Origin of the sequence: Rothia sp. HMSC036D11 (assembly GCF_001814205.1) — a bacterium.
Lineage (GTDB): Bacteria > Actinomycetota > Actinomycetes > Actinomycetales > Micrococcaceae > Rothia > Rothia dentocariosa.
The window spans coordinates 172,902-194,913 of sequence record NZ_KV815316.1 but is presented as its reverse complement, the minus strand read 5'-3'; the positions used below and the strand labels follow the sequence as shown (position 1 = coordinate 194,913).

Annotated in this window: 18 protein-coding genes and 1 tRNA gene; 12 read left to right on the top strand and 7 right to left on the bottom strand. The window is 51.8% G+C overall.

The annotated features are described in order from the left end of the window. Positions 1 to 23: 23 nt before the first annotated feature. The 6 genes from HMPREF2958_RS10550 (at position 24) to der (ending at position 6,749) form a co-directional block, all read left to right on the top strand. Entirely contained in the window at positions 24 to 1,016 is a 993-nt protein-coding gene (locus HMPREF2958_RS10550; RefSeq protein WP_070697940.1) for a segregation and condensation protein A, read from the top strand. After that, complete coding sequence (scpB, locus tag HMPREF2958_RS10545; protein ID WP_083313751.1) at positions 1,013 to 1,948, top strand: SMC-Scp complex subunit ScpB; 936 nt, start codon at positions 1,013 to 1,015, stop codon at positions 1,946 to 1,948. Before HMPREF2958_RS10550 ends, scpB begins: the two co-directional genes overlap by 4 nt. 86 nt (positions 1,949 to 2,034) lie before the next feature. Then, positions 2,035 to 3,108, top strand: a complete 1,074-nt coding sequence (locus tag HMPREF2958_RS10540; protein ID WP_070697939.1) for a pseudouridine synthase — start codon at positions 2,035 to 2,037, stop codon at positions 3,106 to 3,108. Further along, entirely contained in the window at positions 3,108 to 4,244 is a 1,137-nt protein-coding gene (locus HMPREF2958_RS10535) for a prephenate dehydrogenase (RefSeq protein ID WP_070697938.1), read from the top strand. The genes HMPREF2958_RS10540 and HMPREF2958_RS10535 overlap by 1 nt, the downstream gene beginning before the upstream one ends. A gap of 98 nt (positions 4,245 to 4,342) precedes the next feature. Beyond that, on the top strand, positions 4,343 to 5,068 hold the full coding sequence (cmk, locus tag HMPREF2958_RS10530; protein WP_070697937.1) for a (d)CMP kinase: 726 nt from the start codon (positions 4,343 to 4,345) through the stop codon (positions 5,066 to 5,068). A gap of 91 nt (positions 5,069 to 5,159) precedes the next feature. Continuing rightward, positions 5,160 to 6,749, top strand: a complete 1,590-nt coding sequence (gene der, locus HMPREF2958_RS10525) for a ribosome biogenesis GTPase Der (RefSeq protein ID WP_048752004.1) — start codon at positions 5,160 to 5,162, stop codon at positions 6,747 to 6,749. 93 nt (positions 6,750 to 6,842) lie between these two features. Here der and HMPREF2958_RS10520 read toward each other — a convergent pair whose 3' ends face one another. Continuing rightward, a complete protein-coding gene (locus HMPREF2958_RS10520) occupies positions 6,843 to 7,442 on the bottom strand; it encodes an NAD(P)H-dependent oxidoreductase (RefSeq protein WP_070697936.1) in 600 nt (199 codons plus the stop codon). Positions 7,443 to 7,732: 290 nt separating this feature from the next. Between HMPREF2958_RS10520 and HMPREF2958_RS10515 the strand changes: the two genes are divergently transcribed. The 3 genes from HMPREF2958_RS10515 (at position 7,733) to HMPREF2958_RS10505 (ending at position 10,661) form a co-directional block, all read left to right on the top strand. Then, a tRNA-Pro gene (locus HMPREF2958_RS10515) sits at positions 7,733 to 7,806 on the top strand. Positions 7,807 to 8,422: 616 nt separating this feature from the next. Next, the gene (locus HMPREF2958_RS10510) at positions 8,423 to 10,081 is read left to right on the top strand and encodes an L-lactate permease (RefSeq protein ID WP_070697935.1); all 1,659 of its coding nucleotides are present in this window, start codon (positions 8,423 to 8,425) and stop codon (positions 10,079 to 10,081) included. A 184-nt stretch (positions 10,082 to 10,265) separates the two neighbouring features. Continuing rightward, positions 10,266 to 10,661 (top strand): DUF1304 domain-containing protein, encoded by a 396-nt coding sequence (locus HMPREF2958_RS10505; RefSeq protein ID WP_013398811.1) that lies wholly within the window; start codon positions 10,266 to 10,268, stop codon positions 10,659 to 10,661. Positions 10,662 to 10,771: 110 nt separating this feature from the next. On the opposite strand, the gene HMPREF2958_RS10500 is transcribed toward HMPREF2958_RS10505, so the two are convergent. Next, entirely contained in the window at positions 10,772 to 11,476 is a 705-nt protein-coding gene (locus HMPREF2958_RS10500) for a DNA-3-methyladenine glycosylase I (protein ID WP_070697934.1), read from the bottom strand. Between the two features lie 98 nt (positions 11,477 to 11,574). After that, entirely contained in the window at positions 11,575 to 12,168 is a 594-nt protein-coding gene (locus HMPREF2958_RS10495) for a methylated-DNA--[protein]-cysteine S-methyltransferase (RefSeq protein ID WP_070697933.1), read from the bottom strand. Between the two features lie 195 nt (positions 12,169 to 12,363). Between HMPREF2958_RS10495 and HMPREF2958_RS10490 the strand changes: the two genes are divergently transcribed. Together HMPREF2958_RS10490 and HMPREF2958_RS10480 are read left to right on the top strand one after the other, a co-directional pair. After that, on the top strand, positions 12,364 to 13,341 hold the full coding sequence (locus HMPREF2958_RS10490) for a hypothetical protein (protein ID WP_070697932.1): 978 nt from the start codon (positions 12,364 to 12,366) through the stop codon (positions 13,339 to 13,341). Positions 13,342 to 14,186: 845 nt separating this feature from the next. Beyond that, positions 14,187 to 14,819, top strand: coding sequence for an endonuclease III domain-containing protein (locus tag HMPREF2958_RS10480; protein ID WP_070697930.1), 633 nt, complete (start codon positions 14,187 to 14,189; stop codon positions 14,817 to 14,819). 203 nt (positions 14,820 to 15,022) lie between these two features. Here the strand turns inward: HMPREF2958_RS10480 and glpK are convergent, their stop codons facing one another. From glpK to HMPREF2958_RS10465, 3 genes are all read right to left on the bottom strand, one after another. After that, complete coding sequence (gene glpK, locus HMPREF2958_RS10475; RefSeq protein ID WP_070697929.1) at positions 15,023 to 16,579, bottom strand: glycerol kinase GlpK; 1,557 nt, start codon at positions 16,577 to 16,579, stop codon at positions 15,023 to 15,025. 104 nt (positions 16,580 to 16,683) lie between these two features. Continuing rightward, complete coding sequence (locus tag HMPREF2958_RS10470) at positions 16,684 to 17,475, bottom strand: MIP/aquaporin family protein (RefSeq protein ID WP_070697928.1); 792 nt, start codon at positions 17,473 to 17,475, stop codon at positions 16,684 to 16,686. Between the two features lie 266 nt (positions 17,476 to 17,741). After that, entirely contained in the window at positions 17,742 to 19,508 is a 1,767-nt protein-coding gene (locus tag HMPREF2958_RS10465; RefSeq protein WP_070697927.1) for a glycerol-3-phosphate dehydrogenase/oxidase, read from the bottom strand. Between the two features lie 133 nt (positions 19,509 to 19,641). Here HMPREF2958_RS10465 and HMPREF2958_RS10460 point away from each other — a divergent pair, with 133 nt between their 5' ends. After that, a complete protein-coding gene (locus HMPREF2958_RS10460) occupies positions 19,642 to 20,589 on the top strand; it encodes a sugar-binding transcriptional regulator (protein ID WP_070449472.1) in 948 nt (315 codons plus the stop codon). Positions 20,590 to 20,604: 15 nt separating this feature from the next. Here HMPREF2958_RS10460 and HMPREF2958_RS10455 read toward each other — a convergent pair whose 3' ends face one another. After that, entirely contained in the window at positions 20,605 to 21,510 is a 906-nt protein-coding gene (locus tag HMPREF2958_RS10455; RefSeq protein ID WP_048754844.1) for a LysR family transcriptional regulator, read from the bottom strand. Positions 21,511 to 22,012 lie beyond the last annotated feature (502 nt).

The window sequence follows — 22,012 nt, the reverse complement described above, 5'->3', positions numbered from 1 at the left end:
CCAGTAAAGGAAATCGGTCAACTATGACCAAAAATGTCGCTGCCGTGAGGGTACCGACACCGCATGAGACGTCTGATGCCTCCAATCCGGTGAACGGTGCTGGATTCACGCTTAATTTACCGAATTTTGAGGGCCCATTCGACCTTCTCCTAACACTGATCACACGTCGTAAGCTCGATATCACAGACATTGCGCTTGCTGAAGTAACCGACGAGTTCCTGGAGTATCTGCATGCCCTATATTCACAGGGCACCGAACGCGCATTAGACGAGGCAAGCGATTTTTTGGTAACGGCCGCGACTCTGCTAGAGCTTAAAGCCGCCCGGCTACTCCCGCAGAATCATGAGCCATTGGATCAGGATGTGGCTCTTCTAGAAGCGCGTGATTTGCTTTTTGCCCGGTTGCTTCAGTACCGCGCCTACCGTGAGGTAGCCGCTATTTTCGCTGATCGTTGGCGCGAAGAGACCCAGCGCTTTCCGCGGACCGTGGCGCTGGAACCTGTATTTGTGAAGGCCCTTCCAGAGCTTGTTTTCAAAGGGGGAGTGGAGGAATTTGCGCGTATTGCAGCGCAAGCATTTGCCCCGAAACCTTCGACTAATTTAGAACCGAATCCGGCTGATGTTGCTGAGGAACTGAATGAGCACCTTCACGGCGCCTCAACAACGATTGCACACGAAGAACAATATATTCTGGATGCACTTCTTGCGTGTAAACCGACGGTATCATCGGTAACATTTTCGGCACTGGTGCATGATGCTCAGGGACTTGACATCGCAGTTGTGCGTTTCTTGGCGCTCTTAGAACTGTATAAAGAGGGCGCGGTAGACGTACATCAGGATGCGCCGCTTGCCGAGATTTCGGTACGTGCTACCGAATATGCGCGTGCTTTTGTTCCTGCTGAACCGGCAGTGTCAGCACATGATACAAGGCAGGGCTACAGTCCAGAACATCGCGATAGCGCGGATGATCTTACCTTTTCAGAGAGCGTTAAAAACGCAGGGGAGGAGACCGCATGAGCGAAGAATCCTTCGACTCTGCTGGTAAGACAGCCGTGCAGCAGCAGGGGAGCCGATTTGAGGATGAATTCACCGAGAATGATTTAGCGATGGTGAACCTAGGCTACTGGGACCCTAGTGCCGATACTGAGACAGACAGTGAATCCGGAGAAGAATCTGATCGTAAAAATGCCTCGGTACCCGAGCAGACTTCTACTGACCAGGAACACAAAGCCGAAACTGAGGGCGATTCTGACAAAAATATAACGTCTTCGGATGCTCGGCATCCCGCGAAGATAACCCGGGCGGTTGCCGCTGATGCAGAGGAATTCTCGCGCGTTGAGCTTATTCCTGGGGGCGTGAAAAGCGCTATTGAAGCTATTCTTGCTGTTGCTGATACTCCTGTAAGTGTGCGCGAACTCTCTGCCGCCCTGATTGTCAATGAGCGCAGTATTGAGCACGCTCTTGACGAGCTTTATCGTGAATATAACGGTGACGATTCGGAATATGGTGAAGACACTCCCGCCCACGAGCCGCGTGGTTTTGAGCTTCGCCAAGTTGCCGGTGGTTGGCGGTTGTATTCTCGCGCCGATTTTGCTCCCTGGGTAGCGAGGTTTGTGACCCGTTCACAGAGCGCTACCCTGAGCAAAAGCGCATATGAAACCCTGGCAGTTATCGCTTACCGGCAGCCGGTTACGCGTGCCGCAATAGCCGCAGTCCGAGGAACAAACGCGGATGCATCGGTACGTCAGCTTGTACAGCGCCAGCTCGTGCGCGCGGCCGGTAAAGAGGAGGGAACCGGCGCGGTTCTTTACGAGACTACGGAACTTTTCTTGACAAAATTAGGTCTCAACTCTCTGGAAGAGCTTCCCGCGCTTGCGCCTCTTTTACCTGATGAAACCGAGGCAGCAGTGCTCTCTGACAGCCCCTCTGAACACGGTAATCGTAACTAACCTATCCGCCCGCGGACTAAATCTAGGAAGCGGCGGGCACCAAAATCTTGTGAAAACTTCAGACGAACGACATAAGGAATAAGACTATGACATATGGAAACTCTCGCGGTAAAAACCCCGGGTCGCGGAAACCTCGACCCGGCGCGAAACGTAATGGCGTGGGCGCTAGCTCCTCAACCCGAGGCGGTAAATTTAGCGGCAAAACTTCAGGCGGTGGAAAGCCTAAAGCCGGTACATCAGGGTCTCCACGCGCCGCGCGTAGCCACGGTGCGGGTGCTTCCAAGTGGGATAGGCGGGCACCGCATCGCCCCTATCGTTCCGGTGAAGCTTTCCCGCATGAGCGCGGCGAATACAGGGTAAATAACTACTCTGGGCCACATCGCCCACGCCGTCCCCGTAATGCGCCTGTGGATCATTTTGATTTCTATGATCACGACGGTGTACGCCTGCAAAAATTGATGGCGCAGGCAGGTGTTGCATCGCGTCGTGTATGTGAAGAGATGATCACGGAAGGACGAGTGACCGTTAACGGTGAGGTCGTGACCGAGCTGGGGGTGCGTGTTAATCCTGCCGATGTGATTGTGCAGGTTGATGGTATGACCGTGCAGACTAACGAAAAGCTCATCTACATGGCGTTCAATAAACCTGCTGGCGTCGTTTCCACGATGGAAGACCCCGATGGCCGCCCCTGCATTAAAGATTTTCTACGTGACTCTATGAATGAGCGCGTTTTCCATGTGGGACGATTAGACGTGGAAACCGAGGGTCTGCTGCTTCTTACTAACGACGGCGAGCTCGCAAACCGTTTAACACATCCTTCGTATGAGGTACCCAAAACGTATCTGGTGCAGGTGCGCGGTCCAGTAGAATCAGGTATTGGCGCTGAGCTGAAGAAAGGTATTCGCCTTGAAGACGGCGTATCGAGGGTGGACTCCTTTAAACTTGTGGATTCGGCGCCCGGCCATGTGCTGATTGAAGTGACCATTCACTCGGGCAAGAACCGTATTGTGCGCCGCCTCTTTGAAGCCGTGGGGTACCCTGTGGAGAAACTTGTTCGTGTGCAGATGGGTCCCATTCGTATCGGATCGCAGAAGCAGGGGACTGTTCGTAATCTTTCCAAAGTCGAAATTGGGCATCTGCTTGCTTCGGTGGAGATGTAATGACAGAAACAACTATGACCCCCATGCTGGAAGGACCGGTCCTCGTGGTAGGGGCTGGCCTATTGGGCGCATCTATCGGGCTAGGTTTGCGTGCTGCGGGGCTTGAAGTTTATCTGCAGGATATTTCGCCCACCGTTGAAGCCGTCGCCGAAGATATTGGGGCAGGAACCCGGCTCGATACCCTTGAGCCCGATGAGCGTGAGTCTTTCACCCCGCAGCTGGTAGTTGTGGCTTCTCCGCCGGATATAGCCGGAAAGCTTTGCATACAGGCATTGCGGGAGTATGCGCCTAGCCCCGGATATGCGGGTGCTACCGTGACCGACATTGCCTCCGTTAAAGTACAGCCTTTAGAGCAGGTGCTTGCCTCTGATGCTGATGCTTCACGATACGTTGGTTCGCACCCGATGGCTGGGCGTGAAAAGACCGGCCCGGTTGCGGCGCGTGGGGAGCTTTTTCAGGCGCGTCCCTGGATTATCTGCGAACATGACGATGCACGTATCGAGTGCGTGCGATTAGTGCGCGCCCTTGCGGTAGAGCTTGGCTCTTTCGTGACGACTCTTAGCGCTGAAGAACACGACGAAACGGTTGCGTTGATTTCACATCTGCCGCAGGCTATGAGTTCCCTGCTAGCGACTCGGCTGCAGGAAACTCCCTTATATGCGCTTGGTTTAGCGGGGCAAGGGCTTCGCGATACGGTCCGCATTGCTGCTTCCGACCCCGCACTCTGGGTGCAGATTTTTGCGGCGAACGCAGCGCCTATCGTGAAGAGCCTCTATGGTGTGCGAGAAGATTTAAACCGTTTGATTGAAACATTGGAAGATCCTTCGGCATCGGGCGCCAGGCTTGATCTTGCGCAGCTGATGAGCGAAGGCAACGCCGGTGTGGCGCGCATCCCCGGTAAACACGGCGGAGTTCCGACGGCTTTTGCGACCCTCACCGTTTTGGTTGATGATGAGCCCGGAACTTTGGCACGGATGCTGGCAGATATTGGCGACTTGGGGATTAACCTTGAAGATTTGCGGCTGGAGCACTCCACGGGCGCGCCCGTCGGCATGGCTGAGGTCTCGGTAAACCCGGCAAAACACGACTATTTGGTAGACGGGCTTACGGAACGAGGCTGGAAAGTCGTAAAATAGCTGGCGTTCTTCAGCAGTTACCCCCCCCGTAAGCCTGGATATTCAAGATTATTTTGACACTCAACATGCGGGACCCCTCGCAGACAGAAAGTAATGTTATGCATGAGAACCCTAAACTTACGATCGCGATCGATGGACCGTCAGGTTCTGGAAAATCATCGGTCTCAAAAGAAGTCGCACGTCATTTCGGGTTAGCGTATCTAGACACAGGCGCTATGTATCGTGCCGCAACCTATCGTGTACTTCAACTCGATATTGATCTTGCTGACCAAGACGCTATCGGGAAAGCTGTGCAAGAGATGCCGCTCGTCTTCGGAACCAATATCAAAGAAGAAGAAATTTTGATGGGCACCACCGATATTCGCGAGGAAATCCGCACTGAACGAATTTCTGGTGCGGTCTCTGCCGTAGCCTCTGTGCCTGCCGTTCGTGAATACCTCATCGAGCTACAACGCTGGACGATCAACCACGCGGTCAACGGTATTGTGGCGGAGGGACGAGATATTACAACCGTGGTGGTACCGGATGCGGATGCGCGCATACTGCTAACCGCATCGGAAGAGGTGCGCATGGCACGCCGTGGACTAGAGAACATCGAAAAATCAGGGGAGTCCGGCGACCTTACGCAGCAGATCTCTGAACGCGATACCCAGGATTCTAAGGTAAACAATTTTATGGAAGCCGCCCCCGGTGTAGCCCTGGTAGACAGCTCGGATCTGGATTTTAACGAGACCGTATCAGCAGTTATTAATGCTGTTAATGCACAGGTGAAGGCAAAACGACAGGCATCACGGGATGCCTCTGCAGGGACCGAGACCGCATAAAATACTTGAAAGACAGCGAACATACTAGTGAGAAATTAAAGCTGCTAGGACAAGCCTTAAGCTGGCGTTCGCGCAGAAGAAAGGACGGCGCATGGCTGAGAACGACGCTACCCGCGATGACTACGAAGACAAATACCTAGGCGGCGGAGAAGATGACCTCACCGAACGTTTAGCCGATATTGACGACGAAACCGCAGAAGCGCGTGCGCAGGCTCTTCTGGAAGGACTCGACGACTATGACCTTGATGAAGAAGACCGTGCCCTTCTTGGCGCTTGGGGTTTCGACTTTGACGAAGAAGACGAACAATTCGCCGATCCTGTAGTAGCTATCGTGGGGCGCCCCAACGTGGGAAAATCCACCATTATTAACCGCATTCTGGGGCGTCGGGAAGCCGTGGTAGAAGATAAGCCGGGCGTGACTCGCGACCGCGTCTCCTATAAAGCCGAATGGGTTGGCAAACGCTTTACCCTCGTCGATACCGGCGGCTGGGAGTCCGATGCTCGTGGTATTGATGCGCAGGTAGCGGATCAGGCAGAGATTGCGGTTGAGCAGGCCGATGTTGTCATCCTCGTTGTGGATGCGCGTGTGGGAATTACCGCCTCAGATGAACAGATCGTGCGTATGCTTCGCCGTGTCAAGAAGCCTATCATTCTGATGGCAAATAAGATCGACGATTCCCACCTGGAACCGGAAATCTACAGCCTGTGGTCGCTGGGTATGGGACAGCCCTTCCCGGTTTCGGGTTTGCACGGTCGTGGCCTGGCGGATGCCCTCGATGAGCTTCTAGAGGTTATGCCCGAGCACTCCCAGTATGCGCAGCCGGAGGCTCCGGGCGGACCGCGCCGTGTGGCACTTATCGGCCGTCCCAACGTGGGTAAATCCTCGCTGCTGAACAAACTAGCGGGTTCCGAACGTGCCGTCGTGAACGATCTCGCGGGTACTACACGCGACCCTATTGATGAGGTTATTGAGTTGGGCGGCTACCCGTGGCGATTCATCGATACGGCAGGCATTCGCCGTCGCCAGCATATGGCGAAAGGCGCCGAATTTTATTCCTCACTCCGCACTCAGACAGCCCTGGAACGCTCCGAAGTCGCAGTCGTACTTCTGGATGTTTCTGAACCGCTGAGCGAGCAGGATGTGCGCATCATTCAGACCACGATCGACTCCGGTCGCGCCATGGTGCTGGCTTTCAACAAATGGGATACCCTCGATGAGGAACGCCGCGATATGCTCGAACGCGAAATTGACCGCGACCTGGCACATGTGAAATGGGCTCCGCGCGTGAATATCTCGGCAAAAACCGGCTGGCATAAAGATAAGCTGGTTCCCGCCCTGGAACGCTCGCTGGAATCTTGGGATTCGCGTATCCCAACCGGGCGACTGAACGCTTTCTTAGGTGAATTGGCGGCGGCGCATCCCCATCCGCTGCGTGGTGGTAAGCAGCCGCGCATCCTATTCGGTACACAGGTGTCTTCCCGCCCGCCGAAGTTTGTGCTCTTTACAACCGGGTTCTTAGACCCGGGGTATCGGCGTTTTATCACGCGCCGTCTGCGTGAAACATTTGAGTTCACAGGTACGCCGATCGAAATTTCGATGCGCGTGCGCGAACGCCGCTCTCTCGGGGACCGTCAGGGGAGCAAAGCAAAAAAGGGCGGCAAGGGCTCACGCAAACGCTAACGTGCTACCCAAACGTGAACGAGCATAAGCACCCCACCCTTTATATCTTTGGTGGGGTGCTTATGCTTCCCTTGGCTAATTCGTCGCGCTCATCTAAAAAGGTACGTTTGCGAGTAACTGGGCGCGTTGCTCAGCTGTCATTTTGTCTACCCGCGCATAAGGAAGCCACCGGAAATTTTTGATCCCGGTCTTCCGGAAAATACTTTGTTTGAAAATTCTGACGGCGGGCGCTCGCATGATGTATTTGTATATGGGCAAGGGCATACCGAGCGGGGTTACAAGAACGATTTCGGTATCGTGATTCAGCGTAGTGACAAGCCGGTATTCGCTAGGCTGTGTGTACAGCAGATCTTTGGCGTAGACTTTATCGATAAAGCCCTTGGTCATGGCGGGCATAGAATCCCACCAGATGGGGAAGATGAAGATCAAGCGATCTGCGGATTTTACGCGCGCTTGATAGTCCGCTATCTGACCATTGATAGGGTTACCGCGACGCCAGTTAGCAAGGTCTTCTGCTCGCATGACCGGGTCGAAATCGTCGGCATGTAAATCAAGAAGATCGACCTCGTCGCCGCGTGCCTCAAGTTTATCGGTTATATTCTTGCACAGGGCAGCGCAAAAAGACCGCTGATGGGGGATATTACGCCAAGCCTCGGATGTGTAGGGATGATCGAAAATAATGAGGTTTTTCATGATGCCCTCTCTAAAAATCTGTAGCGTCTGTGAAGAGTCAGTGTGTTTTAACACTGTCATCGCAGTAGCCCATATGCAAGCAGGGCTTTGGCAGAAATCCAAGCATTCTGAAGAGACGCTATGTTCTCAAAGTTCCCTTAGTCGTCTGCGTGGAATATATATTGAGCGGCAGCGAAAAATCCAGTATTTTCGCGTTTTCTAAGTTGCACGGGGTGAGAACCTGGGGTATAGTTATTCGAGTGTTCGCAGGGATTTCCTGGAAACACGGTACATAATAGTGTGATGTACATCGGGTTGTGGCGCAGCTTGGTAGCGCACTTGACTGGGGGTCAAGGGGTCGCAGGTTCAAATCCTGTCAACCCGACGCAGAAGACGCTCTAATCGGTAAAACTATCGATTGGAGCGTTTTTATATTGGGTTTATCGTATATCGCTGTTTTCTGTCTACAACGCCGTTTTTTGTTAAGCTCTGCCGTGGTACGGGTAATCCCCGTCTTGGTTATTGAGCTGCTACTCTCGTATTTTTTTACCGCATCTGAACATTCTTTAGATCTGTGAGGGCGATGTCGCTGCAAGCTCCTTCTTGGATAGATTATTTCGCGAATCAATATCGTTTTTGTCTCGATTCGTATGCTTTGCGTATTATGGCTTTCACTAGGCAAGAATATGCTTTAGGTGAAAGTACAACTATGATGTTCCTGTCTTTGAGTGGGAATACTTGCGAATTATTCTGTCGATAGTGGTATATTTTGGAGTGGATGAGGTGTCTACAGCTGGTCTGCCAAGGTAAATTCCTTGACACTACAAAGAGGTACTGGTAGCGCAGTGTGGAAGCAACATCCGCACACACTGGCTTTCATGGCCAAAAACCACAGAATCGCAGCCGTGGATCTTGGGTAAAAGTTCATGAACCCACGTTAATCCACATTAGCGGTACGCAGTGACCACTAAGAACCGCGTATGTCGCGGAAAGGAAAAACCATGTGGCAGCAGGTATATGACCCGCTCAATTCCACTATGCTCTCAGCACTAGTAGCGGTAATCCCCATTGTCTTCTTCCTCCTTGGACTAACCATTCTCAAACTCAGCGGTATCAAAGCGGCGATTATTTCTCTCGCACTCGCACTCGGTATCGGAATCTTCGTATTTGGGCTGCCAGTAGGCGCTGGAGCGGGCTCAATCCTTTATGGTTTCTTGGCTGGCCTATGGCCTATCGGCTGGATCGTGCTCATGGCGGTGTGGCTATACCGCATTACAGTGCGTTCCGGTCACTTCGACATTGTTCGCTCCTCTATCTCGGCCATCTCCACTGACCAGCGTATCCAGATGCTGCTGATCGCATTCTGTTTCGGTGGATTTCTCGAAGGCGCGGCAGGGTTCGGTATTCCGATCGCAATTTGTGCGGCTTTGCTGGTCAGCCTCGGGTTTAACCCGCTCAAGGCCGCAATGTTCGCGCTGGTTGCTAACGTTTCATCCGGTGCATACGGTGCTATCGGTATTCCGGTCAGCACCGGCGCCGAGAAAGGCAGTATTCCTCTGGCCGAATTATCGGCAAATATGGTTCCTGTGTTGCAGATTTTTGCGATGCTTATCCCAGTGCTCATGGTCGTTATCCAAGACGGGATACGTGGGTTACGCGAAACCGGCTTGGTGGCTCTGATCGTTGGTGCCGTTTACTCTGGCGGACAATCCCTTCTGCTACTGACCTTGGGAAACCCTGAGCTGGTTGATATTATTCCGCCGCTTCTATCATTGATCGTTTTGGCTCTCATCATGCGCGCATGGCAACCCAAGCATATTTTCCGTGAGCCTACCGCTCCCTCCCTGGAGGAAGTGCAAGCACAAGGCGAGACCAAGCATACCTCCGGTGAAATATTCAAGGCTTGGAGCCCATTCATCTACCTGTCCGTCGCAATTCTGCTCTGGTCTACGGTCCTAAAACCGGTATTCGCTAAAGCAGCTAAAGCAGGGGAGAGCGATGGACCCCTAGGTTTCACTAATATCCTTGTCAATGTTCCTGGTATTCATGGGGCGATCGAGCAGGTGGCTCCTATCGCTAAAAACCCGACCCCTGTGAAAGCCGTCTTCACCTGGAATATTCTGGGAGCCTCGGGTACCGCGATCCTTGTGGCTGTTATTATTACCGTGCTGTTCTCCTCCATCAGCTGGAAGGCCGCTTTCGAAGAGCTGGGCGGTGCTTGGAAACAGCTGCAGACGCCCATCATTATGATCTGCCTTGTGATGTCAGTTGCTAACGTGATGAACTATGCGGGTATGATCTCTTCCATCGCACTGGCCGTTGCGACGGTAGGGACGTTCTTCCCATTCTTCTCACCGATTATCGGCTGGATCGGTGTGTTTGTGACCGGTTCGGTGGTTAACAACAATATTCTCTTCGCGGGTCTGCAATCGACTACCGCTCACCAGATCAGCGTGAACCCAACCCTGCTGGTGGCATCAAATACCGCCGGCGGTGTGATGGCGAAGATTGTCTCGCCGCAGTCTATCGCTATTGCGGCTGCATCTGTGGAAAGCTCTGGGCAGGAGTCGAAGATCACCTCAATGGCGATCAAGTACAGCGCCATTTTGCTGGTGCTGACCTGCGTGTGGGTATACCTGCTGTCGCTCGTCGTCCACTAGCACATACCCCCGAATGCGCCAGTCTTGTGCCTCGAACGAGGTATGAGCTGGCGTATTCTGTATGTAAGTGGGAGGAGGTTCCTCTTGTTCATTCTTGAGCCTTGGCTGTCTTACGGATTATGACGATGAGATAGTAGAATTGGTGCTTGATTTACCGACTACCTTCGAGAAAGAGGAAATAACAATGTCTACCTTGGCAAGCGTCGTCACGGTCTTCGCATTCGTGTCCATCGCTATTCACGTGTATATCTGGATTCTTGAGACTTTCCTGTGGACTAAACCTCGGGGTCGGAATACCTTCGGTACCACGGAAGAATTTGCCGAAGCCTCCAAAGAAATGGCTGCAAATCAAGGGCTCTACAATCTCATGCTGGCCTGGATTGCAGCAACCGGCCTGTTAGCGTTCTGGGTTGGTGGTCTGCCTCAAGTTGGCATCGCCCTCATGTTTGCCGGTCTAGGTTCGATGGCCGTCGCGGGAATTTATCTCTTCGCGACCTCACCGGATAAGCGTAAACCCGCGCTGATTCAGTGTGTACCGCCAATCCTATCTCTCGTACTGCTTTTCACGATGGTGTCATAACGCAGAGCTTCACGAAATAAGACCGAGCTTGCAACATGATAGAGGTTTCTGCTTTCGCCTTTCAGTAGGCGGGGCAGGGATCTTTTCGTTTTAACCAAAAACCTTTGTACCTATGAGCCCCGATGCAATTCTCCCTCGGGAGTAAATAAGCCTGATGACCCACGCCGGTGTGAGTCTACTAGGTGCGCATCCACCATACCAATGGCACACATTAAGGCGTAACAGCTGGTTGGACCTAGAAATTTGCCTCCGAGCTTCTTGAATGCTTTCGACATGGTTACAGAGACGTCGTTTTGTGTAGGAACCTCCTCAAGGGTGCTTGGAGTAATAGTGCTTTCGGGAAGGAAAGACCAGATAAAAGCGGGTAAACCAGGTTCAACCCATAACCCGTTTGGGAGGTAAAAACCTGCTAATGACTCGTCTCCAGCAGCTGCACGCTCGCGTAGGTCAAGAGTTAGGCGCGCATTTGAGATAGTGGCACGAATCTTGAGGTTATTCCGAATGATACGTTTATCGTGGAGCAATCGCTCAACGTCATCGTCTGTAAACGCTGCAAGCTTTTCAGGAAGAAAGTTGGCAAAGACTTCCCGAAACACTGGCCTTTTGACTAAGACTGTGTACCATGAAAGACCGGCCTGAAACCCTTCGAGACAAACCCGTTCAAGCATCCCGGTTTCATGGGTGATAGGTATGCCCCACTCCTTATCGTAGTAGTCGCGTTCAAGGTCATGACGTACCCAAGCAGGATATTTTCGGTCTGCACTCGTTTCGACTTTGCCAGAAGCGACAGCGTTCGCAGAATTATCTGACGCCATGACTACCTCCTAGTATCGTAAATATGTACTAGTATAGTATATAAAAATTCAGCTGGAAGGCAACTATAGAATATTATTTCGGTAAAATAGTCGAGAGTCTAAAAGAGTCGGCCCTCGCGAATTTCTGCAGGTTCTTCGAGGCTTAGAAGGAACTGTTTGCGGTCGAGCCCGCCTGCGTAGCCGGTGAGCTTGCCATTAGACCCCAAAACGCGATGGCAAGGGATGATGATTGAAATTTTATTGTGCCCAACAGCTTGTCCTACCGCCTGTGCGGGTGCTCCCGGTCCCACGGCATGCGAAATGGTTCCGTAGGTCGTGGTGTATCCGTAGGGGACTGAACATAAATATTCCCATACCATGAGCTGAAAATCTGTTCCCTCAGGCGCTAAAGGAATTGTGAAGGTTGTACGTTTGCCGGCGAAATACTCCTGCAGTTCGCGAGTGGTGTGCTTAAGGATGCTTGCTGCAGGCGCTGGCTCGCTGTTTGCAGCGATTGCCGAGGGGTCTGGAATAAACTCACCGAGCTCGTCTGGTATAGGAAAATGTGTCTGTTCTTCATACCAAAGCCCGGTAAGAGCTTTGGAGCTTGCTGCAAGATAAAGGTGTCCTACTGGGCTGTCGATGAGGCTGTGCCAGCGCTTTGTTGTGGTGTTAATGGGCTCTTGTGGTGCTTTAGGTTTCTTCTCGCTCATGACAGCTCCTTTGCGTTTTTACTTCCTTAATCATAAACTCTGCCGCGAAAACATGACATAGAAAAACTTTACATTGCATATTACTATATAAAAATATGATATAAAATACATAGTTGTTTTTAAATTTTTTAGTTATTTTGGGTAAAATAAAACTTACACACTCACTCTTTCACTCATATAATTCGGGACCCAAAGATGACTTCCTTGACTTACCCGCAAAAAACTGTGGGCGCGCATACCGTACATTCGGTACCAAACCTAGATTACTGGCGTAATTTAGTTCTTGACTATCTTGATGATAGTGATGACATAAATCTTTATTTCGCTGCGCAAAAACTCAACGTTTTAGTACCTGAAGACCCGGTAGGTTTATATGGACTAGCTTGCGCTCAACGGTATCGAGGGGAACTTAATACCGCATATTTTAATGTTATCCAAGCACGTCGACGGTTGGCATACAATTCCGGGTTTCCCGTAACTTATGAGGAAGCTCTAGAACTTGAAGCAGCTATTGCCGTCGATCTGGGACATATTGCAACTGCGATCGATCGGTATGGGGAACTCATTGAGTTGAACCCCTTAGAACCTAACTATGTATCGGCTCGCGCAAAGTTATTCGATACTGCTGAGAACATGACGGTTAGCGCGCATAAGCGACGGCAGGGGCAGGACGATTCCTCTCTGACTGATGCGCAGACCAGCCTGTTTTTGCGCGCTGCTGAGGCGCACGCAATCGAGTTTGAAGGTAAGCCTGTTTTTGTCTCTTATGAGGCCGCTCTCGATGCAGCCAAGACGCTGGGGCGCATCCGGGATATTCAGAAGGCGTCGCAAAGTCTCAGAACGCGATATGCCGAATTGCAATCCGCTGTTACCTATGCTCTCCGTAGAAATTTTGTGCGTTACCAATGGTGGCAATTTTGTCTTTACGTTCTGTGCGGAATGACTCTGCCAGGATCGGTCATGAACAATATTGCAAAAGATATTGCAGAAAAGGGGAGTGCTGGAGTTTTCTCTGGAATATTCACGAGTATTATGATGATTTCTATCTTTACGCTTGTGGGACTCTATTTTTTCTACCCCGTAGGGCATAAATACAATGCTCGTCGCGTGCGTAAACGTGATGCAAAACTACGTGCAGAGATGCTTGAAGAACCTGAGGGCATCTCTAGTTAACCCTGCGAATCCTGCGATGATAGACTCGTATCCCGTACACTTTCCTGCATATCGTACGCTTTTACCCTACGAAGATGCGGCAAAGTGTACGGGATATTTCTATCCTTCTAGGCGTATCACCTAATCATCTGAGACGCTGACTGATTTTTCGATAGGTTTGATACCCTAGACATGCGCAGTGCTGAAGGGAGTGCGTAGATGCCCATACGTTTTTCTAGCGAGCAGGAAGCCAGAGACTATTCTCAGAGCGTGCCGGTTCTCCCGCTTTCGACGATGCGCGTGAGTATCAGTCCTGATGCTCGTAAACACAAGCGGCTATTTTTTGCCCCGGTTTTATTATATAGATATACAGTTTGAGACCAGCCAAGAGACCGTTGTTATTGGTGGGTATGAGTTCTATGACCGTGCGTTGACCATGTTAGACACTGATCCTGATCACGTGCTTATTGGTGATAATAGGCCACCTTTTCTGATGGGCGGTGGTTTCCCAGGTGTGTATGCAGGAGAACTCAGAGATGCATATCATGTCCCAGAAGATTATTTAGCTTTAACCAGCGCAGATTGTGAACGTATTATCGCGACCGTTGCCCCGAACGAAATTCCTATGCTTCGTACTTGGATGGCTAGACTTGTCTCTTAAAACTCGAATAGCATTTATCTTGTCTTGGGCCGCCCAACTACTCGACGGCGTAGTCTGCCAACGCTTTAAGAAGAGAGCTCAGATTCCGAATAGAGATTGCTGGTTTTCAAATATCCATATCAAGTGTGATGGTGCCGGAGTTGAACTCTGTCAAGATTTCAGGTGCACTATGCGATGACGTGAAAACCTATTGGAGGGGTCTGTTATGGAATCGATGCGCCAGATGATGACGGTGCTCCAGCGCGCGATTCCTGATGCGGGCGTGTGGTGGCCAGCCGAAACAAAATTCGAGATCCTGGTAGGCGCAGTATTGGTGCAAAATACCACGTGGACGAACACCGAAACCGCATTGGCAAACTTGCGTACCCTTGATCTTCTCAATCCTGAAATACTCGCTGCAGCTGATTCGGCTGTGGTACAAGAAGCGATCCGACCCTCAGGATATTGGCGCACTAAAACCGTCTATCTGCAAACCATCACCGATTGGTTCCTCACTACCGATACCCTTGCTGAATCTGTGAGTGATACACAGTTGAGAGTATCGCTGCTTGGGGTGAAGGGCGTAGGTGAGGAAACCGCTGACGACATTTTGCTGTATGCCTACCACCGAGGTGTGTTTATTTACGATGCTTATGCGCGCAGGCTTCTCGCAGCGGCTGGGTGGGGAGATTACACCACCTATGCGCAAGCACGTAAAGCGTGCGATGAACGCATCCGTTCTGAAGCATTGAGCGTTGAAGAGTATGCACTGTTACATGGGCTAATCGTCCAAGCAGGCAAAGCGGCCCGAACCGCGGGAGGATGGCAAATCTATTGGCCTGCCATTGCTGGTAACTAGGGTTGTTCTCATACCTGATATAGACACGTGCTGTAATTACCCCGTACATTTTCCGGTAATTTCGTAGGGTAGAAGCGTACGATATGCGGCGAAATGTACGGGATGCAGTAAAAATATAAAACCCGCACTCTTTTGCATGTCTCGAACAGCGATGCTGTGCGTTTTACGCAAAAGAGTGCGGACTTTATGTACGAAGAAAATTCTTAGGAAGTCGGCACGTCCTCATCCACCCAGTCGAGGGTACGTGCCACGGCTTTCTTCCAGAGGCGGTACTGGCGGTCTACCTCGGACTGCTCCATGGCAGGCAGCCACCGCTTATCCTCAGCCCAGTTTTCGACAACGTCTTTCTCGCCGTCCCAGAAACCGACCGCAATACCGGCTGCGTAGGCGGCACCCAACGCAGTAGTCTCAATAACCTTCGGACGAATCACCGGAACCCCTAGAATATCTGCCTGGAACTGCATCAGGAACTCGTTCGCGGTCATACCGCCATCCACACGCAGCTCGGAAAGCTTCACACCGGAATCGGCGTTCATCGCATCCAACACCTCGCGGGTCTGGAAAGCGGTTGCCTCCAACGCCGCGCGCACAATATGCGCCTTGTTTACATAGCGGGTTAAGCCCACGATCACGCCGCGCGCGTCCGAACGCCAGTGCGGTGCAAACAGACCCGAGAATGCAGGAACCACATAGCAACCACCCGAATCCTCAACCGAGGTTGCTAGTGCTTCGGAATCAGAGGCGTTGGTGAGCATGCCCAGGTTATCGCGGAGCCACTGAATCAGCGAACCGCTCATCGCAACCGAACCCTCTAGGGCATAAACGGGGTCAGCTTCCCCAATCTTGTACGCCACGGTCGTAAGAAGGCCGTTATCTGAGAACACGGGCTCATTTCCGGTGTTCATCAGCATGAAGTTACCGGTGCCGTAGGTGTTCTTCGCCATGCCCTTCTCAAAGCAAGCTTGCCCGAAGGTTGCCGCCTGCTGATCGCCCAGAATACCGGCAATGGGTGTGCCGCGCATCAGACCGGTGGGGCGACCATAGCCGTAGACCTCAGATGAAGACTTGATTTCGGGGAGCATACTCATGGGAATACCCATATCGGCAGCGATCTGCGGATCCCACTCAAGAGTACGAATGTTCATAAGCAACGTGCGGGATGCATTCGTAACATCGGTTACATGTACACCGCCATCAACGCCGCCGGTTAGGTTCCACACTACCCAGCTGTCGGTGTTGCCAAAAAGCAGATCACCGCGTTCGGCACGCTCACGAGCGCCGGGAATGTTATCAAGAATCCACTTAATCTTGGGTCCTGAGAAGTAGGTTGAAAGATTCAGACCCACAACATCGTGGTACTTACCCACGCCATTATCGCCAGCAAGTTCATCGACAATCTCTTGGGTGCGGGTATCCTGCCAGACAATTGCGTTATAGACCGGCTCACCAGTGTTCTTATCCCACACCACCGTGGTCTCGCGTTGATTAGTGATGCCCACTGCAGCAATCTCGTGATGGTTTACCTCACCGTTTGCCATCGCCATTGCAGTGGCTTTACGCACGTTATCCCAAATCTCAACGGGGTTGTGCTCAACCCAGCCTGCCTTGGGGAAAATCTGCTCGTGCTCAAGCTGACCCACAGAAACGATCTTGCCCGCCTTATCGAAAAGGATAGCTCGGGAACTGGTGGTGCCCTGGTCGATAGACATAACGTATTTACGTTCAACATCCAAAGTTGCCGAATGCAAGGAAGTAGTCATGAGTAACCTCACTTAAATGGTTGGGGGGGCGCATGACCGCGCCATAACAAGGAATAATGGGTGATGCCCGCTCACCAAAATATCTTTAAACCGTGTAGTGGTTTCTAAAATCCCAAGACTGCAGGCACGATCAAGCCAGCCAATACGCCACCGATGATGGGGCCCAGAATCGGAACCCAAGAATATGCCCAATTCGAGCCGCCCTTACCGCGAATAGGCAGAACAGCATGGGCCATACGAGGGCCAAGATCACGCGCAGGGTTAATAGCGTACCCGGTAGGTCCACCTAGACTCATGCCGACAGCTACTACAATAAGTGCCACGGCCAGTGGACCCAAGCCGGAAGGAGTCTGTCCGGAGGCAACAACCCAGCCAACAAGTACGAATGTACCCAGAATCTCCGTTACCAGGTTCCAACCATAAGACTTGATCGCGGGACCGGTCGCAAAGATACCCAGACGATTACCGGGCTCTTCATCAAAGTGCTTCTTATAGGCCAAGAACGCGGCAACAGCACCTAGGAAAGCACCAAGAATCTGCGCCACAATATAGATCGCAATGTTTTCCGGAGTTGCTGGAACACCCTTGGTCAAATCTTTACCGGCCGCCGTTAAACCAAGCGTAACCGCCGGGTTAAGATGCGCACCCGAAGGCCCGGAAAGATAAACGGCCGCAAAAACCGCAAATCCCCAAGCAAAAGTAATGACAACCCATCCGGCGTCCTTCGCATATGATTTGGGGAGTGAGACACCGGCGACCACGCCAGCGCCCAGAAGAATCAAAATGAACGTTCCAAAGAGCTCGGAAGCAAAAAGCCCAAGATGTGTAGCAACACCATTATCTCCCACCAGCAGGCTTACCGCCTGTACGGGAATGGTTGCAGCCAAGAGAGACATATTTTTCCTTTCGTCGCCGTACAAGACATCCGCCCTAGGACACGTTACCGGGTAGTCCGGTCGCGCCATTGCGGATGCGCCATGACGGTGCGTTTGTGAGGTAGAGGAATCTCACGGAATACAACATATCGTAGGATTCCAAAATTATGGGTGGTGTGCCTGCTGGAAAAATACTAAATCAAACAGGCATACCATGCAGGATACGGCAACGATAAATGCCGTATCCTGCGGCAGTATTGAGCGAAACTCTGAGCTTCGCACAAGTTTTAGTGGTGCTGCACGTTGAGCTTCCTGCGGGGAGCCACCGGGTCTACAGCCACAATCTTGGCAGACGCCTCAGCATCGGTAGAAGTGGACTCTGCCTCGCGAATAGCTTTTACCCGTTCGGTGTAGAGCGCAAGTTCGCGCGCGACCTTCGCATCATCCCAGTTGAGCTCGGATCGCATAATCTCAAGGATTTCGGGGGCAGCAGCCAACCCGCGATCACGTTGTTCGAGGTCAAGACGCACGCGGCGAACCAGTACATCCTCGAGGTGCAGGGCGCCTTCGTAGCGAACAGCGAATACAACGTCGGCGCGTAAGAACTGCGGTGCATGTTTAAGAGGTTTGCCAAGATCCGGATCAGCATCAATAAGCGCACCAAGATCTTCAATCTGCGCGCCATAGCGTTCCAGAAGATGGGTAATACGGTCTTCATCCCAACCATAGCGTTGCGCGTAACGGTCACGGCCCGCCTCAATAGCGCGATATCCCTCGGCACCCACCAGCGCGATAGTCTCTGTCACTGACGGACGTTCCTGTGCACGATCACCGAGTGCAAAATCAACCGCATCCGCCGCCATTACGCGGTAGGTAGTCAGCTTGCCGCCAGCAATGGCACTCATACCGGGGGCAACCTCCGTGACAGTATGTTCACGAGACACCTTGGTGGACTGTGCGCTATCACCCTTAACCTTCGGCTGCAAGAGGGGGCGCAGCCCCGAATAGGTACCGATGATGTCGTCGTGGGTCAGTGGATTAGCAATCAGCTTATTCGCCTGCTCCAGCACATAATCAATATCCTGACGCGTTGCTACAGGGCGCTCGCGATCCTCGGTATATGGGGTATCGGTCGTACCAATAATCCAGTAGCGCTGCCACGGGATAATGAAAAGCACTGATTTTTCGGTCTTCGTGAAAATACCGCTGGTAGCGTGGATGCGATCACGCGGCACCACAATATGAATACCCTTAGAAGCGAGCACTTCAAGGCCAGCATCCGGGTTAGCCAGAGATTCGGATTCTTCGGTCCAGACTCCGGTGGCATTAATAATATGCTTAGCTTTGACTGTGAGTTCCTGCCCGCTTTCAAGATCGACCAGTCGCGCGCCCACTACCTTACCGGAGGCATCTTTATCGATGCCTACCACTTGGGTGCGTGAGGCAGCCAGGGCACCATAACCGCTGGCGGTGCGAACAACATCAACCACCAAGCGGGCATCATCTACACGGGCATCGTAGAACTGAATAGCGCCAGTAAAAGCGGAGTCTTTGATATCTGGGAAGACTGTTTTGGTGCCCTTTTTTGTAAAGTGACGCTGCGAAGGAACTCCCTTTTTACCACGCGAACCGAAATATGCGAGAGCATCGTACATGCCAATGCCGATAGCGGAATAGGAGCGCTCAATGACCGGCGTCTTCAATGGCCACAAAAAGGGCTGCGCGCGCACAAGATGAGGTGCAATTTTTTCGAGCAACAGACCGCGTTCCTTGAGAGCCTCGGTTACGAGTTTGAAATCTAGGTTATAGAGGTAACGTAGGCCACCGTGAATAAGTTTTGAGGACCAAGCGCTGGTGCCCGCAGCCCAGTCTCCGGCCTCCACAATACCCGTACGTAGGCCGCGAGTCGCCGCATCAAGGGCAATACCGGCACCAGTAATGCCGCCGCCAATTACCAGAACATCAAGTTCAGTACCGCTGCTCATCTCAGCTAGGGCACGTGCACGGGATTCTGTTGTTAGGTGCGAGAGTTGCGCAAATTGTTGAGAGCTCATAGGTATCTTTCTTCTTGTGAGTATGGAGGCCGGACTACCTGCCGAACCGAGGACGTATTGCTCTCAAGTAAAACTTAGTGATGAAATAATTACCAAGTGGAGTGAACGGATTTTCACTTAAGGTTAGGAACGAATGAACGAACGACTCAGTCAAACCTATGAGGTCGCGCAGCTGTATTACATCCAAAATCTCACAATGGATACTATTGCATCCCGCCTAGGAGTTTCACGCGCAACTATCTCGCGTTTACTCAAAAATGCGCGCGAGACAGGCATGGTGCAGATTCGCCTCGACGACTCGTATAGAACCCGACATGAGCTCGAAAAACGGTTGGGGGAGCGGTACAAAGTTCGCGTTACTCTTGTGAATACCAAGCAGGACGCTACCCCAATCGCTAGGATGAGCCAGGTTGCGCGTTCTGCCGCGCAAATTCTTGATTCGCTAGTCGATAACGGCACGAGTATTGGGGTGGCCTGGGGAGCAACCCTGACAGAGGTTTCGCGGCATCTACCTAAACGACCACTAGAGGGAGTGAGCGTGGTGCAATTAAATGGGGCAGGGAATGCGCATCATTCTGGAATACCATATTTAGGCACGCTACTGGGACGCATGGTAAGCGCTTACGATGCTTATATGATTCATTTTCCGGTGCCCGCATTCTTTGACTTTGCCGATACCAAAGCTGCGATGTGGCGCGAGCGGAGCATCCAGGCGACACTGCAGGTACAAAGCCGGGTTGATGTAGCGGTGTTCGGTATTGGTGCTTTTGGAGGTGCTATTCCCTCACATGTGTACTCGGGCGGGTACTTTGATGCGGCTGAACAACGCTTACTGCGTGAGCAGGGAGTGGTCGGCGATATCTGTACGGTGCTTCTGCGGGAGGACGGAAGCTGGAATGACCTTGAGATTAACCGCCGAGCATCCGGCCCCAGCCCTCAAGAGCTTTCCCGCATTCCTCGTCGTATATGCGTAGCCTCCGGAACGCACCGTGCGGCAGCGCTAAGAGGAGCGCTGCGTACGGGCGCTATTACAGACCTGGTGCTCGACGAAAAACTCGCCCGAGCCGTGATGGAGAAATAGTGTTTAGGTTTCTTGTTATGAGCCGAACGCTTCTTTAACGGCGTGCTGAAGCGCATCACGAACCATTACTAGGGCCGGATTCTTCGCGGACTCTGTGCGCACTGCGGTAAAGATCTTGCGTGAAGGCTTACCCGGAAGATCTACTGTGCGAATACCCTTTGTGTTAGATAGGCTTGAGAGTACGAATCCTGGCACTATAGTGGTTGCGCATCCTGAACGCACCAAGTTTGCATTAGTGATCATGTCGTTTGCGCTGTACCGAATATCTGGTTCGAACCCTACAGTGCGGCACTGATTGATAGCCCATTGGCGCGATGTATTCTGCTCCATCTCAAGAACCCAAGGCAATTCGTTAGCCTCTTTGAGAGATTTGATGCTGGAATCTTCGGGAACGATAAGACTCAGGGGATCCTCTACCAAAAGCTCAGAGTGCAGGTCTGGATACTCGGGGATAGGGTGGTGCGGATAAGCCTCTGAAAGAACCATGTCGTACTCGCGGCTTCGAGTGAGTGAAGTTCCCGTCTCTGGGTCGATCTGTAGAACGTGCAGAATTAGACGCGGTGCATGTTCTTCGAGGTATTTGATAGCGCGGGGCAGAAGCGCAAAGGAAGCGGATTGGAAGATCGCCAAGCGCACGGTTCCTGCTGGTTCTCCTGCAAGGTTTGCTACTGCTGTCTGCATGCGGTCTATCTCGCGCAATATAGTACGAGCACTATCGACCATGACAAGACCGGCGTTCGTGAGCTGAACGCGCCGCCCAACACGTTGTAATAATGCTGTACCTGTATCTTTTTCGAGGTTTGCAATTTGCTGTGACACAGCAGATGGGGTCAAGCTGAGAGCATCCGCAGCAGCGATAATGGTGCCGCGTTCGTGAATCTCCAGAAGCATTTGCATACGCCGGATATCAGATACAGACATAAAGTCTCCTTAAATTAGCGCGGTCGTGGTTGGTTTAGTGGAGTAAGGGTGCGCTGTTCGCATAGGTCTTGCTGCCTCTCATTTTGCGGAGTACTAGGCTGCCTGATGCGGTATCTTAAACCACCTTAAGCTTTTCTTCATGGTATCGAAATAGGTACTTTCTGTGTCGCAGAAACGACGGACGCAACGATAAAGTTTTCATAAACATTTTGGGATGTCATTCTCTTGTAATAAATGAACTCTGTTCGTTTTGTCCAGTACTAAGTACTGTATTTTGATTGCAAACAAGTCGGGTTTAAGGCCGTAAATCTTTAAGATTTAAAGTGCTTGTTGAATGTTGGATGAGGTGGGGTTGGATGGTAGTTGTTTGGCTTGTAGTGCGCTCATGCCCTTCCGCCTATTTCATGGGGTTTAGTGGGGATTTGCGGCCGTCAAAAATATTTAGATATTCTAAAACATTATTGGCAAAAACATTCAGTTTTTCTAATGAGGTATTCAATAC

Coding starts and splice junctions, on each gene's coding strand:
- HMPREF2958_RS10550 (WP_070697940.1), top strand. CDS start 24: ATGACCAAAAATGTCGCTGCCGTGAGGGTACCGACACCGCATGAGACG.
- scpB (WP_083313751.1), top strand. CDS start 1,013: ATGAGCGAAGAATCCTTCGACTCTGCTGGTAAGACAGCCGTGCAGCAG.
- HMPREF2958_RS10540 (WP_070697939.1), top strand. CDS start 2,035: ATGACATATGGAAACTCTCGCGGTAAAAACCCCGGGTCGCGGAAACCT.
- HMPREF2958_RS10535 (WP_070697938.1), top strand. CDS start 3,108: ATGACAGAAACAACTATGACCCCCATGCTGGAAGGACCGGTCCTCGTG.
- cmk (WP_070697937.1), top strand. CDS start 4,343: ATGCATGAGAACCCTAAACTTACGATCGCGATCGATGGACCGTCAGGT.
- der (WP_048752004.1), top strand. CDS start 5,160: ATGGCTGAGAACGACGCTACCCGCGATGACTACGAAGACAAATACCTA.
- HMPREF2958_RS10520 (WP_070697936.1), bottom strand. CDS start 7,442: ATGAAAAACCTCATTATTTTCGATCATCCCTACACATCCGAGGCTTGG.
- HMPREF2958_RS10510 (WP_070697935.1), top strand. CDS start 8,423: ATGTGGCAGCAGGTATATGACCCGCTCAATTCCACTATGCTCTCAGCA.
- HMPREF2958_RS10505 (WP_013398811.1), top strand. CDS start 10,266: ATGTCTACCTTGGCAAGCGTCGTCACGGTCTTCGCATTCGTGTCCATC.
- HMPREF2958_RS10500 (WP_070697934.1), bottom strand. CDS start 11,476: ATGGCGTCAGATAATTCTGCGAACGCTGTCGCTTCTGGCAAAGTCGAA.
- HMPREF2958_RS10495 (WP_070697933.1), bottom strand. CDS start 12,168: ATGAGCGAGAAGAAACCTAAAGCACCACAAGAGCCCATTAACACCACA.
- HMPREF2958_RS10490 (WP_070697932.1), top strand. CDS start 12,364: ATGACTTCCTTGACTTACCCGCAAAAAACTGTGGGCGCGCATACCGTA.
- HMPREF2958_RS10480 (WP_070697930.1), top strand. CDS start 14,187: ATGGAATCGATGCGCCAGATGATGACGGTGCTCCAGCGCGCGATTCCT.
- glpK (WP_070697929.1), bottom strand. CDS start 16,579: ATGACTACTTCCTTGCATTCGGCAACTTTGGATGTTGAACGTAAATAC.
- HMPREF2958_RS10470 (WP_070697928.1), bottom strand. CDS start 17,475: ATGTCTCTCTTGGCTGCAACCATTCCCGTACAGGCGGTAAGCCTGCTG.
- HMPREF2958_RS10465 (WP_070697927.1), bottom strand. CDS start 19,508: ATGAGCTCTCAACAATTTGCGCAACTCTCGCACCTAACAACAGAATCC.
- HMPREF2958_RS10460 (WP_070449472.1), top strand. CDS start 19,642: ATGAACGAACGACTCAGTCAAACCTATGAGGTCGCGCAGCTGTATTAC.
- HMPREF2958_RS10455 (WP_048754844.1), bottom strand. CDS start 21,510: ATGTCTGTATCTGATATCCGGCGTATGCAAATGCTTCTGGAGATTCAC.